This is a genomic window from Corynebacterium sp. HMSC034E11 (assembly GCF_001835905.1).
GTDB lineage: Bacteria > Actinomycetota > Actinomycetes > Mycobacteriales > Mycobacteriaceae > Corynebacterium > Corynebacterium coyleae.
In genome coordinates this window covers 155109-172967 of the sequence record NZ_KV826393.1, presented here as the reverse complement: position 1 = coordinate 172967, position 17859 = coordinate 155109, and the positions used below count along the sequence as shown (strand labels likewise).

Here is a 17859-nt window from a genome sequence, read left to right as displayed (position 1 = left end):
TGGGGGTCACGGGTTCGAATCCCGTTAGCTCCACGTAACATGAGAAAATCGAAACTTGCCCCGCCTGATGGCGGGGCAGTTTTGTTTCTGCGGTGACGTGGGCCGGGCACCGATGCTGGTGTGTGCGAGAGCGCTGGCGGTGGTCTGCTCGGGGTGTAGCGAGAGAGACGGCGGTGAGCACGAACCGCTGTGTTCGCTGAGAGGCCGGCGCAGGGGGATCTTGAGTCATCTCCGCCTTTCAGTATGCCGATACGTTGTCAGAGCGCGGTAGATTTGGGGGCCGCATACAGGGAGCATGAAAGTCAGACTCCCGATCATCGGCGCATGTGCTCGGAGGCAAGTCGCGCGAAGGTGAGGGTGTCGGTCCATTCGCCCTTGCTGAACCAGTCCTGGACGTGATGTGCTTCGAGCCGGAGCCCGACACGACGAGCCAGTGCTGCCGAGGCGCTGTTTCGGGCATCCATCTGCGCGGTGACGCGGTGGAGCCGGTAGTGGTCAAACCCGAGGGCGAGTACTGCTCGGACGGCTTCGCTGGCGAAACCTTGCCCACCGTGCGCCGGGTTGAGAACCCACCCGATCTCGCCTTGACGGTGCTCGTGATCGGTGAGCCACTACGCGACGTCTCCGATCGGGACGCCGTCACGCTCGATGACCAGCGCAAGCGCGCCAGTCTCGCCATCGATGTCAGTCTTCGCTAGGCGTTCGGTGAGCTTGTCGTGGGTGACTTCCGCGGCCCTTGGCTCGTCCAGCAGGTAGCGGGCAACGTAGGGTCGCGAGTACAGCTCGTGAAGCCATTCGGCATCGTCGTCGTTATGTGGACGGAGTCGAAGCCGCTCCGTCGCCAACGGCCACTAGGCGGTGGGCTTGAGATCGCGCCGGTAATGGAATAGTTCCTCGCACCGTCCTGCGGGCGTGGTCCCGACGGCTCGCTCGACCGCGCGGAACCCTGCGTTCGTCAAGCACCGCTGGGAGGCCTTGTTCTCCAGTAGCGTGCGTGCTGTCAAGGTTTGCAGTCCACTGCTGCGTGCGAAGTGCGATGCCAACTCCAGGCCCCGGCGAGCGTGCCCTGCTCCCCGCGCATCCGGATGAATCCAGAACCCGACCTCGGCAGCCTCGGAGCTGACGTCGAAGAGCACCAAGGAGCCCACAAACCGGTCCGTCTCGGCGTCGACAAGCGCGAGGACTGCCAGCGTGCCGGACGACAGACCCTTAGCAACCTCGTCACGGATCATCCGTCGCACGGACTCTGGGGTGTAGTCGGACTCGGGTAGGTGGCCGAAGCGCCGCACAGCTTCATCCTTGGTGCCGGCTGCGTACGCGTCTGCATCCAGCTCAGAGAGGGGTCGTAGGCGAGTGTTCTCAAAGGTGATCGGGAGGGTGGTGGCATCCAGCATGTGCTAAACCTAACATAGAACGGATAGCTAACTGAAGCGTGTTTGGTTAGGTTGGTGGGGTGAACTACTGGGAACACCGCAAACCTGTGCGACGCCTCCGCGCAGTGGACATTGGGGAGGTTGCGAGGGCATCGGTGAGGCTGCTGGACGAAGGCGGGTTGAGGGCCCTCACCCTGCGATCTGTGGCGCAACAGGTGGGGGTCGCTCCAGCCAGCCTGTACTCCCGCGTCGAATCCGTCGACGATCTGTTTGACCTCGCCCTCGACACAGCGCTTGCAGACGATCCCGTGATGTCCGAGTCGATCCGCAACGCCGACCTGCCTGCCCTGATGCACGCCTTCTTCGCGCACCTCACGACCCATCGGTGGGCCGGTCAGGTCATCGGTATGCGCGCTCCCAGGGGCCCGGCATACCTGGCCCTTTCCGAGCGGATGTGCGTCCTGCTCGAACAAGCGGGTACCCCGGATCCGCTGGGAACTGCGTACCGATTGTCCAACCTGGTGATTGGCGCCTCGCTGACCGCACCCATGGCGTCTGACGAGAGGCGCGTCGCCATTGACCCTGACCAAGCTCCTACCTATGCGCGGCTCCGCGCGACGCACCACATAAGCCCACGCGAGATTCTCTCCGACGGCATCACTGCACTCCTGTCGTGAGGGGGCCCTTTGATTCGGGGCTGCCCTGCGTTGCTGATGGCCACGGGATGGTCTCGGTGAGAGCGCGCCCCTTCAAAATGCGCCGATGGTTCGGCCAGGCGGATCCCGACGATGCCGGTGAACTGCCGTGCGGCATGTTTACGGCTGCGCCACCCGACTTTTGTCATGGCGACGCCGATTGGAAGATCAGTCTCGACCAGAAGGTGAGCCAGCCGAAGAGTCCGAATGTGAGCCAGGTACCGCATGGGCGGCATCCCGAATCGTAGTGTGAACGCTCTGCCCAGCTGTGGCACCGAGAGGTTAACCAGCGCAGCAAGGTCACGGAGTCACCAATCCCGTAGAGGTGCTTCTGCGAGCAGCCACGTTGGCAGTTCTGGTGCGAGACCCGCAAGCTGCCGACCGGGCGTCAGAGACCGTTCCAGCGGACCAGCCGCAGGCACCTCGCAGCGTGTGAACTCGGCCGACGGCCCCAGATGACTGGTCGCGCGGTCGGCGGTAAGTTTTTCGACGTCGGCAACGGAAGTGACCAGGCGTGTGTGGCCGGTGCGGAGCAACTAGTGTGGACCATGACTGGTGGCGCTGGTGACCGGCCCCGGCACTGCGAGGACCGGGGTGTCCAGGGCGGCGAGTCTCTCTCGATTCCCGGTGCTCGCCGCTAAGATGGGGGCAAGGGTAACGGCTAGCGGTTCAAGGAGGCAGAAATGGCGCGTGCTGACCTGCTACTTGACCTCGTCGAAGCCGAGAGACGTGGTGATCGAGACCGATTTCGCGTTCTCGTCGAAGCTGTAATCGCTGAGGAGCGAGCCAACCAGCACCACCTTGTCGCCGACCGCTTGTCCGAGCTGATTACCACTACTGGGCAGAGCGCTCCGCGTGACGACCATGCGGCAGCTATGCGCGACCTGATCCAGGAGATCGTTCCTCAACGCCGCTTGGAAGAGCTAGAGCTCGCACCGGTCCCTCGTCGGGTCGTCGCTGAGTTGATTGAAGAGCAAAAGCGTTCCGAGCTGCTCCGCAGTTACGGAATCGAGCCCCGCAACCGACTCCTGTTGTCTGGTCCGCCGGGTAACGGCAAGACCAGCGTCGCCGAGGCGATCGCCTCAGAACTGATGCTACCCTTCTACGTCATCCGTTATGAAGGAGTGGTCTCAAGCTTCTTGGGCGAAACCGCTGCACGGCTCGACAATGCCTTCGAGTTCGCACGGACGCGCCGTTGCGTCCTGTTTTTCGACGAACTTGACACCATTGCTAAAGAGCGATCGGACGAGCACGAGACAGGAGAGATCAAGCGCGTGGTCTCGACACTGCTGCTCCAGATCGACCGGCTGCCTCCGCATGTCCTTCTAGTCGGGGCGACAAACCACAGCGAGCTTCTCGACCGGGCAGCATGGCGACGCTTCCAGATCCGCGCCGAACTCGGACCACCCAGCCGTGCTCAAGCGACGCGCTTTCTCGAACGCCTCGCCGCTCGGCTGGGCGGTGATCTCGGATTTGCCCCGCGTACTCTGGCGGACAAACTTGCGGGAGCTAGCTTCTCCGAACTGGAAGAGTTCGCTCTCGACGTGCGTCGCAGAGCAGTCCTTGAACTCCCCGACAGCAACCTCCGGAAGATCGTCGAAGAACGTCTGGAGAACAGACGAGATCGGGCAACGGGATGACGGCCGAGCCTCGGCCCCTCCTGGCATTCGGGGCACCAAAGGTTGCAGGCCGACCAAAACAAAAGCCCCGCGATCTGCCACGCTTGTCTAAACCAACCAGCGGCAGGCAGGGCGCACGCCTGACACCGCAATTTGGTGAACTGCGCTCGGCGTTCGATGCTGAGCGCGCACGTCTCTCGCCTGACGCGCGGGATGAGGTAGATCCGGCCTTGGTAGTGGTCTTTGACCTCGCCGGCAGCGTCACGGATTTCCGCAACGCGATCGACAAAGTCGACGGGCTGGAGTTCTTGTCTGAATTGATCGGGGAGCAATCTGACCCTGACGACGATTTCCACATGGTGGAGTCCAAGAGCGGCCGTATGGACAAGCCCGTTCAGCACTCCCTGTACCTAATGTTGTCGAACGCAAAAGCGATTGATCAACTCCTCAGCTTGTTCAAGACTTGGCAAACAGACCCAACAACAAAGTTTGCTCGTGGCCTCGGCAGGTTCAAGACAGCGTTCGAACAGCTCACCTCAATCAGACGCTGGGGGCCAGAGGATCGCATCCGAGAGACCGGCCTTCGCGAACAGTGGCAAGAGACGCTCGACCTCGTCGGCCAATCCGTGAGCACTGTGATGGTTGAAATCGAGCTGTGGTACCGCTCCGATGCTAGACAGCGCACCACCGCGCAAGCGCACGTCGAGCAAGTCATCGCCGACAGTGGCGGGCGTGTGCTCGATCGCTCTCAGATCGGGGAGATCAGCTACCACGCCCTGCTTGCCGAACTGCCGATTCAACAGGTTTATTCACTGACCACCGAGGGGGCCGAGTCGATCCAACTGCTGGCCACAGACGAGGTCATGTTTGTCAGCCCGTTCACCCCTATGCACGTCGCACCGCCGACTACGGAAACGAATATTCAGTTCGACCTGGAACCCCGAAGAGGTGCCCCTTCTGAGCTGCCTAGGGTCGCCTTGCTGGATGGGTTGCCGTTTGCTAACCATGACGCCCTCGCAGGTCGACTGATAGTCGATGATCCTGATGGTCTTGGCGAGGACTACCCGCTGGTCTCTCGTTACCACGGCACGGCGATGGCGTCCTTGATCATTCATGGAGACCTTGCCACCCGCAGTGAACCGATCGACCGGCCCCTTTATGTGCGCCCAATCATGCAACCCCACGAGTTCATGCCAGGACACGAACAGATCCTGCCAGACAGGCTGTTCCCTGACCTGCTACACCGCGCGGTCAAGCGAATCGTTGAAGGTGATGCCGGCCACGGCCCTGTCGCACCCAGCGTGCGCGTCATCAACCTCTCTATCGGGTCCCAAGCACGAGCGCTCGTGAGAAGGATGAGCCCTGTTGGTCGGTTACTCGACTGGCTAGCTCACTCCTACAATCTGCTGTTCATCGTCAGCGCTGGCAATCACCTCGACCCAATCACAATTCCCGTTACCGTGGCCAGCGACCCCGAATCCGCTCGATCCGCTGCAATCCGAACCCTCCACGACAGCGCGCTGTTGCGTGGCATCCTCCCTCCAGGAGATGCTCTCAACGCACTCACCATCGGAGCGACCCACGCCGACGGACTTGGCGATATCGACGTACCAGACACCGCCTGGGACATTACGCACCCGAACGGACCTGCCCACTACGGCGCGACGGGACCCGGCGTCGATCGATCAGTAAAGCCCGACTTGCACCACACCGGTGGCAGAGCGCTCTACACCCGTCCTGTCATTCCATCCGATCGCCTAGAAACCGTCGCCGTGAAACTGGCCCAGACCGCAACTACCGGTCCGGGGCTCCAGGTGGCTGCGCCTGGGCGAGCAGGCGCAACCAACAACACTGTCTTCAGTGTCGGCACGAGCAACGCAACGGCACTGGTAACGCGCGAGGCCAGCCGACTCTTCGATGTCCTTGAAGCTGGCTCCGACGATTCAGAAGACGCGCCGCTGCCAGATCCTCAATATCATCCCCTACTAGTGAGAGCCCTCCTTGCCCATGCGACAAGCTGGGGTGATTGGGAACCGCAACTGCGCCGCGAACTCAATCTGAGCAATCGGGAAGCTCGTCGACGCCTGACCGCGCTTCTGGGCTACGGGCGCCTCGACACAGATCGACTTGGCGCTGCGGCCACAAACAGAGCAGTCCTAGTCAGCGGAGGGCTGATAGCCGGCGACCAACGTCACACCTACGAATTGCCACTCCCGACTTCGCTTCGTGCACGCGCAGAATGGCATCGCCTCACCATCACCCTGGCGTACATGGCTCCCACTGTCAGTCGGCTCAACCGCTACCGAGCTGCGAAGGTGTACTTCGCCACTCCAGACAAGCAACTCGCAGGCGGAGAACGCATTGATGCGGAGCACAACTCGGTCAGGCGAGGGAGCCTCCAACACGAGATTATCCAAGGCAGCCGCGCCATGGTGTTCGGCGACGATGATACGTTCCCGATCCACGTTGAATGCATGGACGATGCCCAACACCTTGGTGCTGGTAAGACGGTGCGATACGCACTGGTGGTCTCCATCGAGACAGCAGAGCAGACCTCGACCACGATCCACGACGAAGTACGGGCAAGACTGCGGCAGCAAGCCCGCGATCGAGTGCGCGGCCGGGTACAGAGCTGATATACACGGCGAAGGACTGCATACTCTGACCCAGCTCCCGCTGGGAACAGCAGCGCCCGTCACGATGTCTTGATCTCTTGGCCGAAGCCGTGGGGCTCCGCTCGGACACGACCGTGCGTATCGCGCATCACCACGCCGAAGATGATCAAATGTTTGCGGACCGTCCCCGCCGTGTAGCCGAACTTGTCGCCTACACGCTCCAGTGAAACCCCTTGCTCATACATGGCACGCATCAGCCGAATCTCACTGCTGGACGGTGATTGGTTACGGAGGATGACACCGCGTTCCCGAAGGAGACGAGCGAGCCGCTCGTGCGCAATACCAGCCTGTCGGGCCACAGCTTTCAGAGACCCGCCGGCAGCGTAGGCGGTTTCCGCTCGCTGGAGGAGGTCTTAGGATGCTCGCGGCGCCTGCTGTGGATGGCGTTTCCACGGTGCGTCCTGTGCCGTTCAGTGCGGATTGACCGGTGCGCTCGCACCATCTGAATCACGGCCGGGGCAAGTTTCGACAAGTCTACCGCTAGCCCGACGTCGAAATGCAACTACCCGGCTGTTCGGCTGGGCAGTTCTTGCGTTGCGGGGCTACGGCGCTACTGAGCGGCCCGGCGCATGCCTTCGAAGTATGCGTTGCCATCAGCGCCGGTGTAGCAGGCGTGTGAATCCACGGGCCACACGTCGCGCGCTTGCTCGCACGTGAACAGGCTCCCATAGGGGCCGATGGTGGCCCACTCCATGGCTGGCGGGCCCGATCGCGCCAGCGCGGGTTGCGCCGGTGCCTGCTGCTGCAGTGCGGGCTCCGGTGCTTGTTGTTGGTTCGCGGCATCGCGTTCGGCCGCTTTGCGCTCTGCTTCCGCGGATTTCGACGCTGCTGCGGCAGAGGAGGACGCGGCCGCCGAGGAAGACGACGAGGCGGCGGCCTCCTTCTCCTCGGCTTCCTTGTCCAAACGCGTGAGGGCGGCGTTGAGCTCCTCGCGGTTGATGATGCCGTCGCCGTCGGCGTCGTCGAGCACATCGAGCTTGTAGCTGAGCTGGCGCATGTCGGATTCGCACCCGTCGTTGCCGTCAGCACACTGCGGAGGCGATAGCGGGGCTGGTGCCGGCGATGATGTCGGATGGGTTGCCGCAGGAGGCCAAAGTAAGGGCCGCGGCGCAGACGAGGACGGGCGTAAGTTTCCGGTGCATTGTTAGGAATCTAGCGCGATCTCATCGACCGGGAGCTACGCTGAGCTGCATGTTTGTGTCACCGATCGGCCCGTTGCGCTTCGTCGCCAGTGAGCGCGGCGTGGCCCGCGTGTGCTTCGAAGGGGAGCCCTTGCTTATTGGCGCACCTTCGGACCACCCCGTAGCCGCCCAACAGCTCAGCGAATACTTCGCCGGCACGCGCCGGGAGTTCTCCGTGCCGCTGGACCTGCAGAACGTGACTGAGTTCCGCGCTGCGGTGCTGCGGGAGCTGGCGAAAGTCCCGTACGGGGAGACCACCTCCTACGCGCAACTCGCCCGCGCGGTGGGCAACCCGAAGGCGGTACGTGCGGTGGGCACTGCGTGCGCGACGAACCCGCTGCCGATTTTCATCCCGTGCCACCGCGTGCTGCGTGCCGACGGCTCCCTTGGCGGCTACCGTGGCGGCACCGAAGCGAAACGTTTCCTGTTGCGATTGGAGGGCATCGATGTCTGAGACCTTTGTCAAGCACGGCAGCGCGCCGGGAGCGGCGGCGGCCGAGGCGGCGTACCTGCGCTGGCTGCGCGAGGGGTCCAACGCGGTGGTGGAGGTGCTCGACCTGGACGAGGACGCCAACACTGTGACCATTGAGCGCGTTGGCAGCGCGCGGCCCACCAAGGACGCGGCGCGCCAGGCCGGCCGGGAGTTGGCCGCCATCCATGCGATGGGCGCGGACGCGTTCGGCGCGCCGGCGGACGGATGGGACGGCCCGAACTTCATCGGCACCCGCGAGCAGTCATGCGTGCCGACGACACGCTGGGCCGAGTTCTACACCGAGCAGCGCGTCCTACCGTTTGCGCAGCACGCCGTACGCGCCGGCAACCTCGACCGGGAGGGGCTGGAGACGGTGCAGCGCGCGTGCGAGGCACTGGTGCGCGAGGACGAGGACGCGCCGCTGGCCCGCATCCACGGCGACCTGTGGACCGGCAACCTGCTGTTCTCCCCGGAGGGCCCGCGGTTTATCGACCCAGCCGCGCACGGCGGCCACCCGCTGACCGACATCGCGATGCTGGACCTGTTCGGCGCGCCGCACTTCGATGCGATCATCGACGGCTACCTCGACGCTGGGGGAGGCCTGGGCCGGGCCTGGCAGCGGCGCATCGTCGTCCACCAGCTGCACCCGCTCGCGGTGCACGCGTGGACGCACGGCCCGTCCTACGGCTCGGCGCTGGTGCGGGCGGCGGAGGAGACCCTGCGCGTGGTGGGTTAGGGGTTGACCGGGGAGTGAATGCCCGCTACTCTGCGTTGTAATACATGTAATACAACGGGAAGGTGGCGCATGGGTGTCGAGGAACGGCTGCAAGAGCTGCTGGCTGAACAGGCGGGTAGCGCCACCGTCTCCATGCGGGAACTGAACCAAAAGACGCGTGCGGTGATCGACCGTGTGATCAAGGAGAGGATTGCATTGACAGTGACGGACAGGGGAAGGCCGATTGCGGAAATTCATCCGGTGAGCCAGAAAGTGGGCTTGGACCGGCTTGAGGAACTGGGGCTTCTGGAGCAGAGGGGGAAACCATTCGAGGCGGACTGGGAACCCGTCCAGCTCGACTTCACTCTGGGGGAATGGCTTGAGGAGGAGCGCGGTGAGGACCGCCTGGAGCGGGTGATGGCGGACCTCCGCGCCCTGGACAGTACTCACGCAGGCAAGGGTGAAGGTGATGAATAGGGGGAAGCCCGTTGTATACGTCGACTCGTCCGTGCTCATTGCGTCGATCGGCAATGAGTCGTACGGCGAGTGGGCGAGAGAGGTCTTGGCGGGGCAAGAGGTAGTAAGTTCAGCCATCGCTAAAGTAGAACTGGCACGTTTTGTTCACCGGGTGGGGCAATTGAGCGACCGCATCCGCGCGGTGATGTCGGCAGTCTCGTTCGCGAAAGTGGACGATCAGGCAATCGCAGCCGCAACGGCGGTCAGTGGTGAAGTAAAAGCGCTCGACGCCCTGCATGTTGGGACTTGGGCAAGGATGCAATCACTAGGGCTGAACTGCCCATTCATTACGGCGGACCGGAAACAAGCAGCAGCTGCACTATCGGTAGGGGCGACGGTGGTTCACCCCTATGGTGGAGATCTGCTCTAGCTGCGCCACCAAGTGTCGGCAGGGCCCGGCGGCATGTGGCGCTTGTGCTGGCCGATGCGCCACAGGTGCTCGAGGCGCTTCTGGGCGTCGGCGGGGATGGTCTTGCCTTCGAGGTAGTCGTCGATGTGTGCGTAGGTGATGCCAAGCGCTTCCTCGTCGGGAAGGGCTGGGCGGTCCTCCTCCAGATCGGCGGTGGGCACCTTCTCCCACAGGCGCGGATCGGCGTCGAGGTGCTTGAGCATTGTCGCACCCTGGCGCTTGTTCAAGCCTGCCAGTGGGATGAGGTCGGCCGCGCCATCGCCGTGCTTGGTGAAAAACCCGGTGACGTTCTCCGCTGCGTGATCGGAGCCGATGACCAGCAGGCCACGCTCACCAGCGATGGCGTACTGGGCGATCATGCGCATACGTGCCTTGACGTTGCCTTTGTTGAAGTCGCCGAGTCCCTCCACACCGAGCGCGCCTGCGACGGCTCCGGACAACGCGGTGGTGGCCGGCTCAATGTCCACGGTTACAGTCTCGTCCGGAGCGATGAACCGCAGCGCCAGTTGCGCGTCGTCCTCGTCGGCCTGCACGCCGTGGGGGAGACGGACAGCGACAAACTCGGCAGCCGAGCCAGCCTCGCGTCGCTTCTCTACCGCGAGCTGGGCCAACTTGCCGGCGAGGGTGGAGTCCTGCCCGCCGGAAATGCCAAGCACGTAGCCTTTTGCGCCGGTGTGGTCGAGGTAATCGGCCAAGAATTGCACGCGGCGGTCGATCTCTGCGGCAGGGTCGATAACGGGGGACACGCCGAGTGCGGCGATGATCTCGGATTGCATAGCGCTCATCGTATATGGGAGGGGGATACGTGAGGGTTTTGATTCAGCGCGGGGGATGTGTAACATTTATCCCCGTGTTGCGACCCGGCAGTTCGCCGTGCGTCGCTAATTGCAGGTAATCCGAGCAGAAAGGAGCGCCCGATGAAGGTCCGCAAGTCGCTTCGGTCGCTGAAGAACAAGCCGGGCGCCCAGGTTGTGCGCCGCAACGGCAAGGTTTACGTGATCAACAAGAAGGATCCGCGCTTCAAGGCCCGTCAGGGTTAATTGTCGCGAGCAGGCGCCCCGTCACCGTGTGGTGGCGGGGTTTTTGCGTTCCCAAAAACAGGCGAAGTTCTAGGGCGGGATGAATCTATTTCGAGGAAATTACACCCGTGAAACAACAAAACTGTGTGTTGCGGATGAGCGTGCGGACTACATGTAGGTAATTCTGGGCACCTATCCTGGGAATATCACCCATGTAACTACTACATGTAGTAGCAGTTGCCCTTCTCAGCCCCAAGGTATAGTGTCTCTTGGTGTTGCCCCGCGGAGACGGGGACAGAAGAAAATCTCCCCAAAGAACCCGCAGAGAAGGGACCACAAGCGATGTCGATCACCGTTTACAGCAAGCCGGCTTGCATGCAGTGCAAGGCAACCGAGAAGGCGCTGAAGAAGGCCGGCCTTGAGTACACCACCGTCGACATTTCTGTGGACGAAGAGGCCCGCGATTACGTGATGGCCCTCGGCTATGTTCAGGCTCCGGTGGTTGAGGCTAACGGTGAGCACTGGTCCGGCTTCCGCCCGGAGCGCATCAAGGGTCTGCTCGCAGCGGCTTAAGCGTCGCGCGCATACCGACGCCATGAGGCGCACAACTGGCAGTAGCCTTCTGAAATCTGCACAAGAAAGGTAGTGGCCATGCTGGTCGTCTACTTCTCCTCCGCCACTGAGAACACGAAGCGGTTTGTGGAGAAGCTCGGCCTTCCTGCGAAGCGGATCCCCCTGCGCAGAACCGATCCGGAACTCGTCGTCGACGAGCCATACATCCTCATCTGTCCCACTTACGGAGGTGGGGTGAGCGTGAGTGGTGGTAATTCCAGGCCGGTGCCGGCGCAAGTGATCCGCTTCATGAACAATGAGGGCAATCGCACCTTGATGCGGGGTGTGATCGCCGCCGGAAACTCTAACTTTGGTGCGGATTACTGCCTTGCTGGGCCGGTGATCGCTGACAAGTGTAAGGTCCCGTACTTATACAGGTTTGAGCTCATGGGCTCGGCCGAAGATGTCGCGCATGTGCGCAACCAACTGATTGAAAACGCTGAACGATTGGGTTTGCGTGGGGGACCGGAGGTCGTCGATACGCAAGCGCACGTGCAGCAGGCTCCGGATGAGTCGGAGCGATTGGCAAAACTGCGCGAAAAATACGCCGGTAAATACAAAAGAACTACGAACTGAAAGGCCTCGAAGTGTCTACTCTGCCCCTCGGTAAGAATGTCCCGGAGCCGGCTCATGAAAAGGACCAGCTGGATTACCACGCGTTGAACGCGCTGCTGAATCTTTATGACGAGAACGGTCAGATTCAGTTTGATAAAGACCGTGAGGCTGCGAACCAGTTCTTCCTGCAGCACGTGAACCAGAACACGGTCTACTTCCACGATCTGGAAGAGAAGATCGATTACCTGGTTACGAACAAGTACTACGAGCCGGACACGATTGAGAAGTACGCGTGGGAGTTTATTAAGGACACGTTCAAGCGCGCCTACTCTTACAAGTTCCGCTTCAAGTCGTTCCTCGGTGCGTACAAGTACTACACGTCGTACACGCTGAAGACGTTCGATGGTCGTCGTTACCTGGAGCGTTTCGAGGATCGCGTGGCTATGACGGCGCTGTTCCTCGCCGATGGCAACCAGGATCTTGCATTCGCGCTTGTCGACGAAATCATGACCGGCCGTTTCCAGCCCGCCACCCCAACCTTCCTCAACGCAGGTAAGGCACAGCGCGGCGAACTTGTGTCCTGCTTCCTGCTGCGTATCGAGGACAACATGGAGTCCATCGGCCGCGCCATCAACTCCTCGCTGCAGCTGTCCAAGCGTGGCGGCGGTGTGGCGCTGCTGCTGTCGAACATTCGCGAGTCCGGTGCGCCGATTAAACACATTGAGAACCAGTCTTCCGGCGTCATCCCTGTGATGAAGCTTCTGGAGGACGCATTCTCCTACGCCAACCAGCTCGGTGCCCGCCAGGGTGCAGGTGCTGTGTATCTGAACGCGCACCACCCGGACATCATGCGCTTCTTGGACACCAAGCGTGAGAACGCCGATGAGAAGATCCGTATCAAGACGCTGTCGTTGGGCGTTGTTATCCCGGACATCACCTTCGAGCTGGCCAAGCGTAACGACGACATGTACCTGTTCTCCCCGTACGACGTCGAGCGTGTCTACGGCGTGCCGTTCGCTGACATCTCCGTGACGGAGAAGTACGAAGAGATGGTCGAGGACCCGCGCATCCGCAAGTCCAAGATCAACGCTCGTAACTTCTTCCAGACCTTGGCGGAGATCCAGTTCGAGTCCGGCTACCCGTACATCATGTACGAAGACACCGCGAACCGTGCGAACCCGGTGAAGACCGGCCGCATCAACATGTCCAACCTGTGCTCGGAGATCCTGCAGGTTAACTCTCCGTCGGTGCTGAACGAGGACCTGACTTACGCGGAAGTCGGCCACGACATCTCCTGCAACCTGGGCTCGCTGAATATCGCAATGGCGATGGATTCCGAGGACTTCGGCCGCACGGTCGAAACGGCAATCCGTGCGCTGACAGCCGTGGCAGACAAGACGTCGATCGAGTCCGTGCCGCCGGTGCGCGACGGCAACGAAGCTTCCCACGCCATTGGTCTGGGGCAGATGAACCTGCACGGCTACCTTGGCCGTGAGCACATCGAGTACGGCTCCGAGGAAGGCCTGGACTTCACCAACGCCTACTTTGCCGCGGTGATGTACGAGTGCATCCGCGCATCCCACAAGATTGCAGTGGAGAAGGGCAGCGCATTCAAGGACTTTGACAAGTCCGAGTACGCAACCGGTGAGTTCTTCGACCGCTACGATCCGGCTGATTTCGCACCGAAGACTGACAAGGTCAGGGCACTGTTTGAAAAGTCCAACATTGCTGTGCCGACGGCGGAGCAGTGGGCGCAGCTCAAGGCAGACGTGGCCCGCGACGGCATTTACAACCGTTACCTGCAGGCCGTGCCGCCGACCGGTTCGATTTCCTACATCAACAACTCGACCTCGTCGATCCACCCGATCGCATCGAAGATCGAGATCCGTAAGGAAGGCAAGATCGGCCGCGTCTACTACCCAGCGCCGCACATGGACAACGAGAACATCGAGTACTTCAAGGACGCGTACGAGATCGGCTACGAAAAGATCATCGATACGTATGCAGTTGCCACGAAGTATGTGGATCAGGGCCTGTCCCTGACCCTGTTCTTCAAGGACACGGTGACCACCCGTGACATCAACCGTGCGCAGATCTACGCATGGCGCAAGGGCATTAAGACCCTCTACTACATCCGTCTGCGTCAGATGGCGTTGGAAGGCACCGAGGTCGAGGGTTGCGTCTCCTGCATGCTCTAAGCACGTAGGGAGGGGCTCGGGGGTTGGGGTTCCCGCCTGTAGGAGGCGGGAACCCCGGGGGTTAAATTTCCATGAACTCGTTGACACCGCGCAGGAGTCGTCGAGAAGCATCTTCTGCACGATCCGGATCGTTGTTGGCGATCGCGTCAGCGAGCTCGATGTGAATCTTCATGGTGTTCATCTCCGGATCGTCCGGCATGATGCCGTACTCGGAGCGCCCCTTCATCACATCCATGATCGGCTGGGTCAACTGGACAAACATTTCGTTGCGTGACGCGGTAAGCAGCAACGAGTGGAAGCGGGCGTCGGCCTCTTGGAACTCCTCAGAGTTACCGGCGACCTGACCGGCGAGCTCCACGATGCGCTCGGCGAGGGCGCACAGCTCGCGTGCTTCCGCAGGGGTGGCATTCGTCGCGGCGAGGCGCGCGGCGGACGGCTCGATTGCGTCGCGAAGTTCGCGCAGGGAAGCGATTTGGGCGTGCCGTTGTTCGTCGCTACGCAAACGCCAAGAAATGATTTGGTGGTCGAACACATTCCACTCGGACTGGGGGAGCACCTTGAGGCCCACGCGGCGTGACGACGACACCAACCCCAACTGCTCAAGCGCACGCATCGCCTCGCGCGCGACCGTGCGAGAGATACCGAAACGCTCGGACAGATCATGAAGGGTGAACGTGTTGCCTTCCGGCTGGACACCCGAGACGATCTCTTCCCCTAACACATCCAGGATGGACGAGAGTAGGGGTTGCGTGGGTGAGCGCTTGTCGCTCGAAGTCACAGTGCCCTCCTTCAGGCAGCTAATTGTGTGTAATTCGTCAGTATCTTAGGCCATTGAGACGCTCATTCAATGCAATTTCAAGCCCGATTTCTCTTATGGGGGTCTCGGGTAGGATGGTCGCCATGACTGACGAATACGCGAGTTACCTTGAGTCTCACACCAAACCGGTGAAGGCGATTAACTGGAACAATGTGCCCGACGACAAGGATCTCGAGGTTTGGGATCGCTTGACGGGTAATTTCTGGCTGCCGGAGAAGATTCCGGTGTCCAATGACATTCCGAGCTGGAACACGCTGACTGAGGATGAAAAGGCCGCGACCATGCGTGTGTTCACCGGCCTGACGCTCCTGGACACAATCCAGGGCACGGTTGGTGCGGTGTCGTTGCTTCCGGATGCTACGTCGATGCACGAAGAGGCAGTGTTGACCAACATTGCCTTCATGGAGTCGGTGCACGCGAAGTCCTACTCCAACATTTTTATGACGCTTGCGGATACCCCTTCTATTAATGAGGCATTCCGTTGGTCTGAGGAAAACGAGTACCTGCAGCGCAAGGCGAAGATCATCCTGTCCTACTACGAGGGCGATGATCCGCTGAAGCGCAAGGTTGCTTCCGTGATGCTGGAATCGTTCCTGTTCTACTCGGGCTTCTACCTGCCGCTGAACTGGTCGGTGCACTCGAAGCTGACCAACACGGCCGACATTATCCGTCTGATCATTCGCGACGAGGCCGTGCACGGCTACTACATCGGCTACAAGTATCAGCTCGGTGTGCGCAACGAGTCCGAAGAGCGGAAGGAAGAGCTTAAGGATTACGCCTTCGATCTGCTGTACGACCTGTACGAGAATGAGAATCAGTACACCGAGGATATTTACGACCCGCTCGGCTGGACTGAGGACGTGAAGCGCTTCCTTCGCTACAACGCAAACAAGGCGCTGAACAACCTTGGCTACGAGGGGCTGTTCCCAACCGATGAGACGAAGGTCTCCCCGGCAATTTTGGCATCGCTTTCGCCAAATGCCGACGAGAACCACGACTTCTTCTCCGGCTCCGGCTCCTCCTACGTCATCGGACGTGCGGAGGATACCCAGGACGACGACTGGGACTTCTAGGCGCACTTTGCTTGTCGACGACGCCTCGCCAACCGGCGAGGCGTCTCCCATTTGCAGACAACGCAGCAGGGTTGACTGCATGGGTTCACCCCGCAAGGGGGAACAGTATTCGGAGAGGCTGGAAAAACAGTGTGCAGAACGTTATGCTGATCCGGTATCACTCGTGGCAGCTGTGCGTGATTCGAGGCAATTCGGGTCAAGTGCAGTTGTCGAAATCAGGAGGATTCAATGACCGCTGTGGCACCTAGGCTGGACAATCACGTCCCGCCGACACGCCCCGAGCCGACGGGCCATGCCCGCAAGGGTTCGCAATTTTATAAGCAACTCATCACGACCGACCACAAAGACCTCGGCATCATGTACATCATCATGTCGTTCGTGTGGTTCTTCGTGGCTGGCCTGATGGCCCTGCTGATTCGTCTGGAGCTCTTCAGCCCAGGCCTGCAGTTCCTGTCCAACGAGCAGTTCAACCAGCTGTTCACCATGCACGGCACCGTGATGCTTCTGGCATTCGGTACCCCAATCGTTTGGGGTTTTGCTAACTACGTTCTGCCGCTGCAGATCGGCGCCCCTGATGTGGCCTTCCCGCGTCTGAACGCATTCGGCTTCTGGGTCACCACCGTTGGTGTTATCGCCATGCTGGCCGGCTTCGTTACCCCGGGTGGCGCTGCTGACTTCGGCTGGACGATGTACATGCCGCTGGCTGACGCAACGCACACGCCGTCCGTTTCCGCCAACCTCTGGATTGTCGGTGTAGGCGCTACCGGTGTGGGCACCATTGCTTCCGCCGTGAACATGCTCACCACTGTGCTGACCATGCGTGCGCCGGGTATGACCATGTTCCGTATGCCGGTGTTCACCTGGACGGTGTTTGTTACCTCGATCATCGCGCTGATGATCTTCCCGCTGCTGACCGCAGCTGCAATGGGTGTGCTCTTCGACCGTCTCATCGGCGGCCACATCTACGACACCGCTAACGGCGGCACGATCCTGTGGCAGCACCTGTTCTGGTTCTTCGGCCACCCTGAGGTGTACGTCCTCGCACTGCCGTTCTTCGGCCTGGTGTCCGAGATCGTCCCGGTGTTCTCCCGTAAGCCGATCTTCGGCTACATCGGCCTGGTCTTCGCAACCCTGGCTATTGCAGGTCTGTCCATGGCTGTGTGGGCACACCACATGTTCGCCACCGGCGCTGTCCTGCTTCCGTTCTTCTCGTTCATGACCTTCCTGATTTCGGTTCCGACCGGTGTGAAGTTCTTCAACTGGCTCGGCACCATGTGGAACGGTCACCTGACGTTCGAGACCCCGATGCTGTGGGCAACGGGCTTCCTGTTCACCTTCCTCTTCGGTGGTCTGACCGGCATTATGCTGGCTGCTCCGCCGTTGGACTTCCAGCTGCACGACTCCTACTTCGTGGTTGCGCACTTCCACTACACCCTGTTTGGTACCGTGGTGTTCGCTTCCACCGCTGGCGTGTACTTCTGGTTCCCGAAGATGACCGGTCGCATGCTCGACGAGAAGCTGGGCAAGATTCACTTCTGGCTCGTTGTTATCGGCTTCAACCTGACCTTCATGGTTCAGCACTGGCTGGGCAACATGGGTATGCCGCGTCGTTACGCTGACTACCTCGACACCGATGGCTTCACCCTCCTGAACCAGGTGTCCACTGTTGGCTCCTTCATCCTGGGTATCGGCTTCCTGCCGTTCATCTGGAACGTGTTCAAGTCCTGGCGCTACGGCGAGATCGTCACCGTCGACGATCCGTGGGGCTACGGCAACTCCCTCGAGTGGGCAACCTCCTGCCCGCCGCCGCGCCATAACTTCACCTCCCTGCCGCGTATCCGCTCCGAGCGTCCTGCGTTCGAGCTGCACTACCCGCACATGGTGGAGACCCTGCGTCGTGAGGCCCACACTGGCCACCGCGAGGCATAAC

The 17859-nt window shown here is 61.1% G+C and carries 19 protein-coding genes and 1 pseudogene; 13 read left to right on the top strand and 7 right to left on the bottom strand.

The genetic code is table 11. The features are described from left to right. Positions 1-314: 314 nt before the first annotated feature. Positions 315-845 (bottom strand): annotated as a pseudogene (locus HMPREF2690_RS12370) (GNAT family N-acetyltransferase). A gap of 6 nt (positions 846-851) precedes the next feature. Continuing rightward, positions 852-1394, bottom strand: a complete 543-nt coding sequence (locus HMPREF2690_RS12365) for a GNAT family N-acetyltransferase (protein WP_070772017.1) — start codon at positions 1392-1394, stop codon at positions 852-854. A 59-nt stretch (positions 1395-1453) separates the two neighbouring features. On the opposite strand from HMPREF2690_RS12365, the gene HMPREF2690_RS03900 reads away from it, so the two are divergent. Beyond that, positions 1454-2050 (top strand): TetR/AcrR family transcriptional regulator, encoded by a 597-nt coding sequence (locus tag HMPREF2690_RS03900; protein ID WP_246818896.1) that lies wholly within the window; start codon positions 1454-1456, stop codon positions 2048-2050. Here the strand turns inward: HMPREF2690_RS03900 and HMPREF2690_RS12545 are convergent. Continuing rightward, positions 1972-2358: a helix-turn-helix domain-containing protein gene (locus HMPREF2690_RS12545; RefSeq protein WP_083316863.1), complete on the bottom strand. Its 387-nt coding sequence runs from the start codon at positions 2356-2358 to the stop codon at positions 1972-1974. The genes HMPREF2690_RS03900 and HMPREF2690_RS12545 overlap by 79 nt on opposite strands. Positions 2359-2751: 393 nt before the next feature. On the opposite strand from HMPREF2690_RS12545, the gene HMPREF2690_RS03895 reads away from it, so the two are divergent. Beyond that, positions 2752-3708, top strand: coding sequence for an AAA family ATPase (locus tag HMPREF2690_RS03895; protein ID WP_070772016.1), 957 nt, complete (start codon positions 2752-2754; stop codon positions 3706-3708). Positions 3709-3791: 83 nt separating this feature from the next. Beyond that, on the top strand, positions 3792-6323 hold the full coding sequence (locus tag HMPREF2690_RS11915; protein WP_245167893.1) for a S8 family peptidase: 2532 nt from the start codon (positions 3792-3794) through the stop codon (positions 6321-6323). 59 nt (positions 6324-6382) lie between these two features. On the opposite strand, the gene HMPREF2690_RS12140 is transcribed toward HMPREF2690_RS11915, so the two are convergent. Together HMPREF2690_RS12140 and HMPREF2690_RS03880 are read right to left on the bottom strand one after the other, a co-directional pair. Continuing rightward, positions 6383-6556: a hypothetical protein gene (locus HMPREF2690_RS12140; RefSeq protein WP_167615814.1), complete on the bottom strand. Its 174-nt coding sequence runs from the start codon at positions 6554-6556 to the stop codon at positions 6383-6385. A gap of 356 nt (positions 6557-6912) precedes the next feature. Then, on the bottom strand, positions 6913-7359 hold the full coding sequence (locus HMPREF2690_RS03880; protein ID WP_070772014.1) for a hypothetical protein: 447 nt from the start codon (positions 7357-7359) through the stop codon (positions 6913-6915). A 194-nt stretch (positions 7360-7553) separates the two neighbouring features. On the opposite strand from HMPREF2690_RS03880, the gene HMPREF2690_RS03875 reads away from it, so the two are divergent. The 4 genes from HMPREF2690_RS03875 (at position 7554) to HMPREF2690_RS03860 (ending at position 9616) form a co-directional block, all read left to right on the top strand. Next, the gene (locus HMPREF2690_RS03875; protein WP_070772013.1) at positions 7554-7997 is read left to right on the top strand and encodes a methylated-DNA--[protein]-cysteine S-methyltransferase; all 444 of its coding nucleotides are present in this window, start codon (positions 7554-7556) and stop codon (positions 7995-7997) included. After that, complete coding sequence (locus HMPREF2690_RS03870; protein ID WP_070772012.1) at positions 7990-8751, top strand: fructosamine kinase family protein; 762 nt, start codon at positions 7990-7992, stop codon at positions 8749-8751. Before HMPREF2690_RS03875 ends, HMPREF2690_RS03870 begins: the two co-directional genes overlap by 8 nt. Positions 8752-8820: 69 nt before the next feature. Further along, positions 8821-9207 (top strand): type II toxin-antitoxin system Phd/YefM family antitoxin, encoded by a 387-nt coding sequence (locus HMPREF2690_RS03865; RefSeq protein WP_070772011.1) that lies wholly within the window; start codon positions 8821-8823, stop codon positions 9205-9207. Beyond that, complete coding sequence (locus HMPREF2690_RS03860) at positions 9200-9616, top strand: type II toxin-antitoxin system VapC family toxin (RefSeq protein ID WP_070772010.1); 417 nt, start codon at positions 9200-9202, stop codon at positions 9614-9616. The genes HMPREF2690_RS03865 and HMPREF2690_RS03860 overlap by 8 nt, the downstream gene beginning before the upstream one ends. Here HMPREF2690_RS03860 and nadE read toward each other — a convergent pair. Continuing rightward, the gene (gene nadE, locus HMPREF2690_RS03855) at positions 9613-10431 is read right to left on the bottom strand and encodes an ammonia-dependent NAD(+) synthetase (RefSeq protein WP_305764503.1); all 819 of its coding nucleotides are present in this window, start codon (positions 10429-10431) and stop codon (positions 9613-9615) included. The two genes, HMPREF2690_RS03860 and nadE, sit on opposite strands and share 4 nt — an antisense overlap. Positions 10432-10572: 141 nt before the next feature. Between nadE and ykgO the strand changes: the two genes are divergently transcribed. From ykgO to nrdE, 4 genes are all read left to right on the top strand, one after another. After that, the gene (ykgO, locus tag HMPREF2690_RS03850; RefSeq protein WP_038612879.1) at positions 10573-10695 is read left to right on the top strand and encodes a type B 50S ribosomal protein L36; all 123 of its coding nucleotides are present in this window, start codon (positions 10573-10575) and stop codon (positions 10693-10695) included. Positions 10696-11016: 321 nt separating this feature from the next. Continuing rightward, on the top strand, positions 11017-11247 hold the full coding sequence (nrdH, locus tag HMPREF2690_RS03845; protein WP_070422598.1) for a glutaredoxin-like protein NrdH: 231 nt from the start codon (positions 11017-11019) through the stop codon (positions 11245-11247). Positions 11248-11325: 78 nt separating this feature from the next. Continuing rightward, complete coding sequence (gene nrdI, locus HMPREF2690_RS03840; protein WP_083279447.1) at positions 11326-11862, top strand: class Ib ribonucleoside-diphosphate reductase assembly flavoprotein NrdI; 537 nt, start codon at positions 11326-11328, stop codon at positions 11860-11862. A gap of 11 nt (positions 11863-11873) precedes the next feature. Continuing rightward, positions 11874-14039 carry a class 1b ribonucleoside-diphosphate reductase subunit alpha gene (gene nrdE / locus HMPREF2690_RS03835; RefSeq protein WP_083320305.1) on the top strand — a complete coding sequence of 722 codons (2166 nt, stop codon included), beginning with the start codon at positions 11874-11876 and terminating at the stop codon, positions 14037-14039. 61 nt (positions 14040-14100) lie between these two features. Here nrdE and HMPREF2690_RS03830 read toward each other — a convergent pair whose 3' ends face one another. Then, positions 14101-14817 (bottom strand): FadR/GntR family transcriptional regulator, encoded by a 717-nt coding sequence (locus tag HMPREF2690_RS03830; protein ID WP_070820226.1) that lies wholly within the window; start codon positions 14815-14817, stop codon positions 14101-14103. Between the two features lie 122 nt (positions 14818-14939). Here HMPREF2690_RS03830 and nrdF point away from each other — a divergent pair, with 122 nt between their 5' ends. Next, positions 14940-15929, top strand: coding sequence for a class 1b ribonucleoside-diphosphate reductase subunit beta (nrdF, locus tag HMPREF2690_RS03825; RefSeq protein WP_210400822.1), 990 nt, complete (start codon positions 14940-14942; stop codon positions 15927-15929). Positions 15930-16157: 228 nt separating this feature from the next. Beyond that, entirely contained in the window at positions 16158-17858 is a 1701-nt protein-coding gene (gene ctaD, locus HMPREF2690_RS03820) for an aa3-type cytochrome oxidase subunit I (RefSeq protein WP_070422595.1), read from the top strand. Position 17859 lies beyond the last annotated feature (1 nt).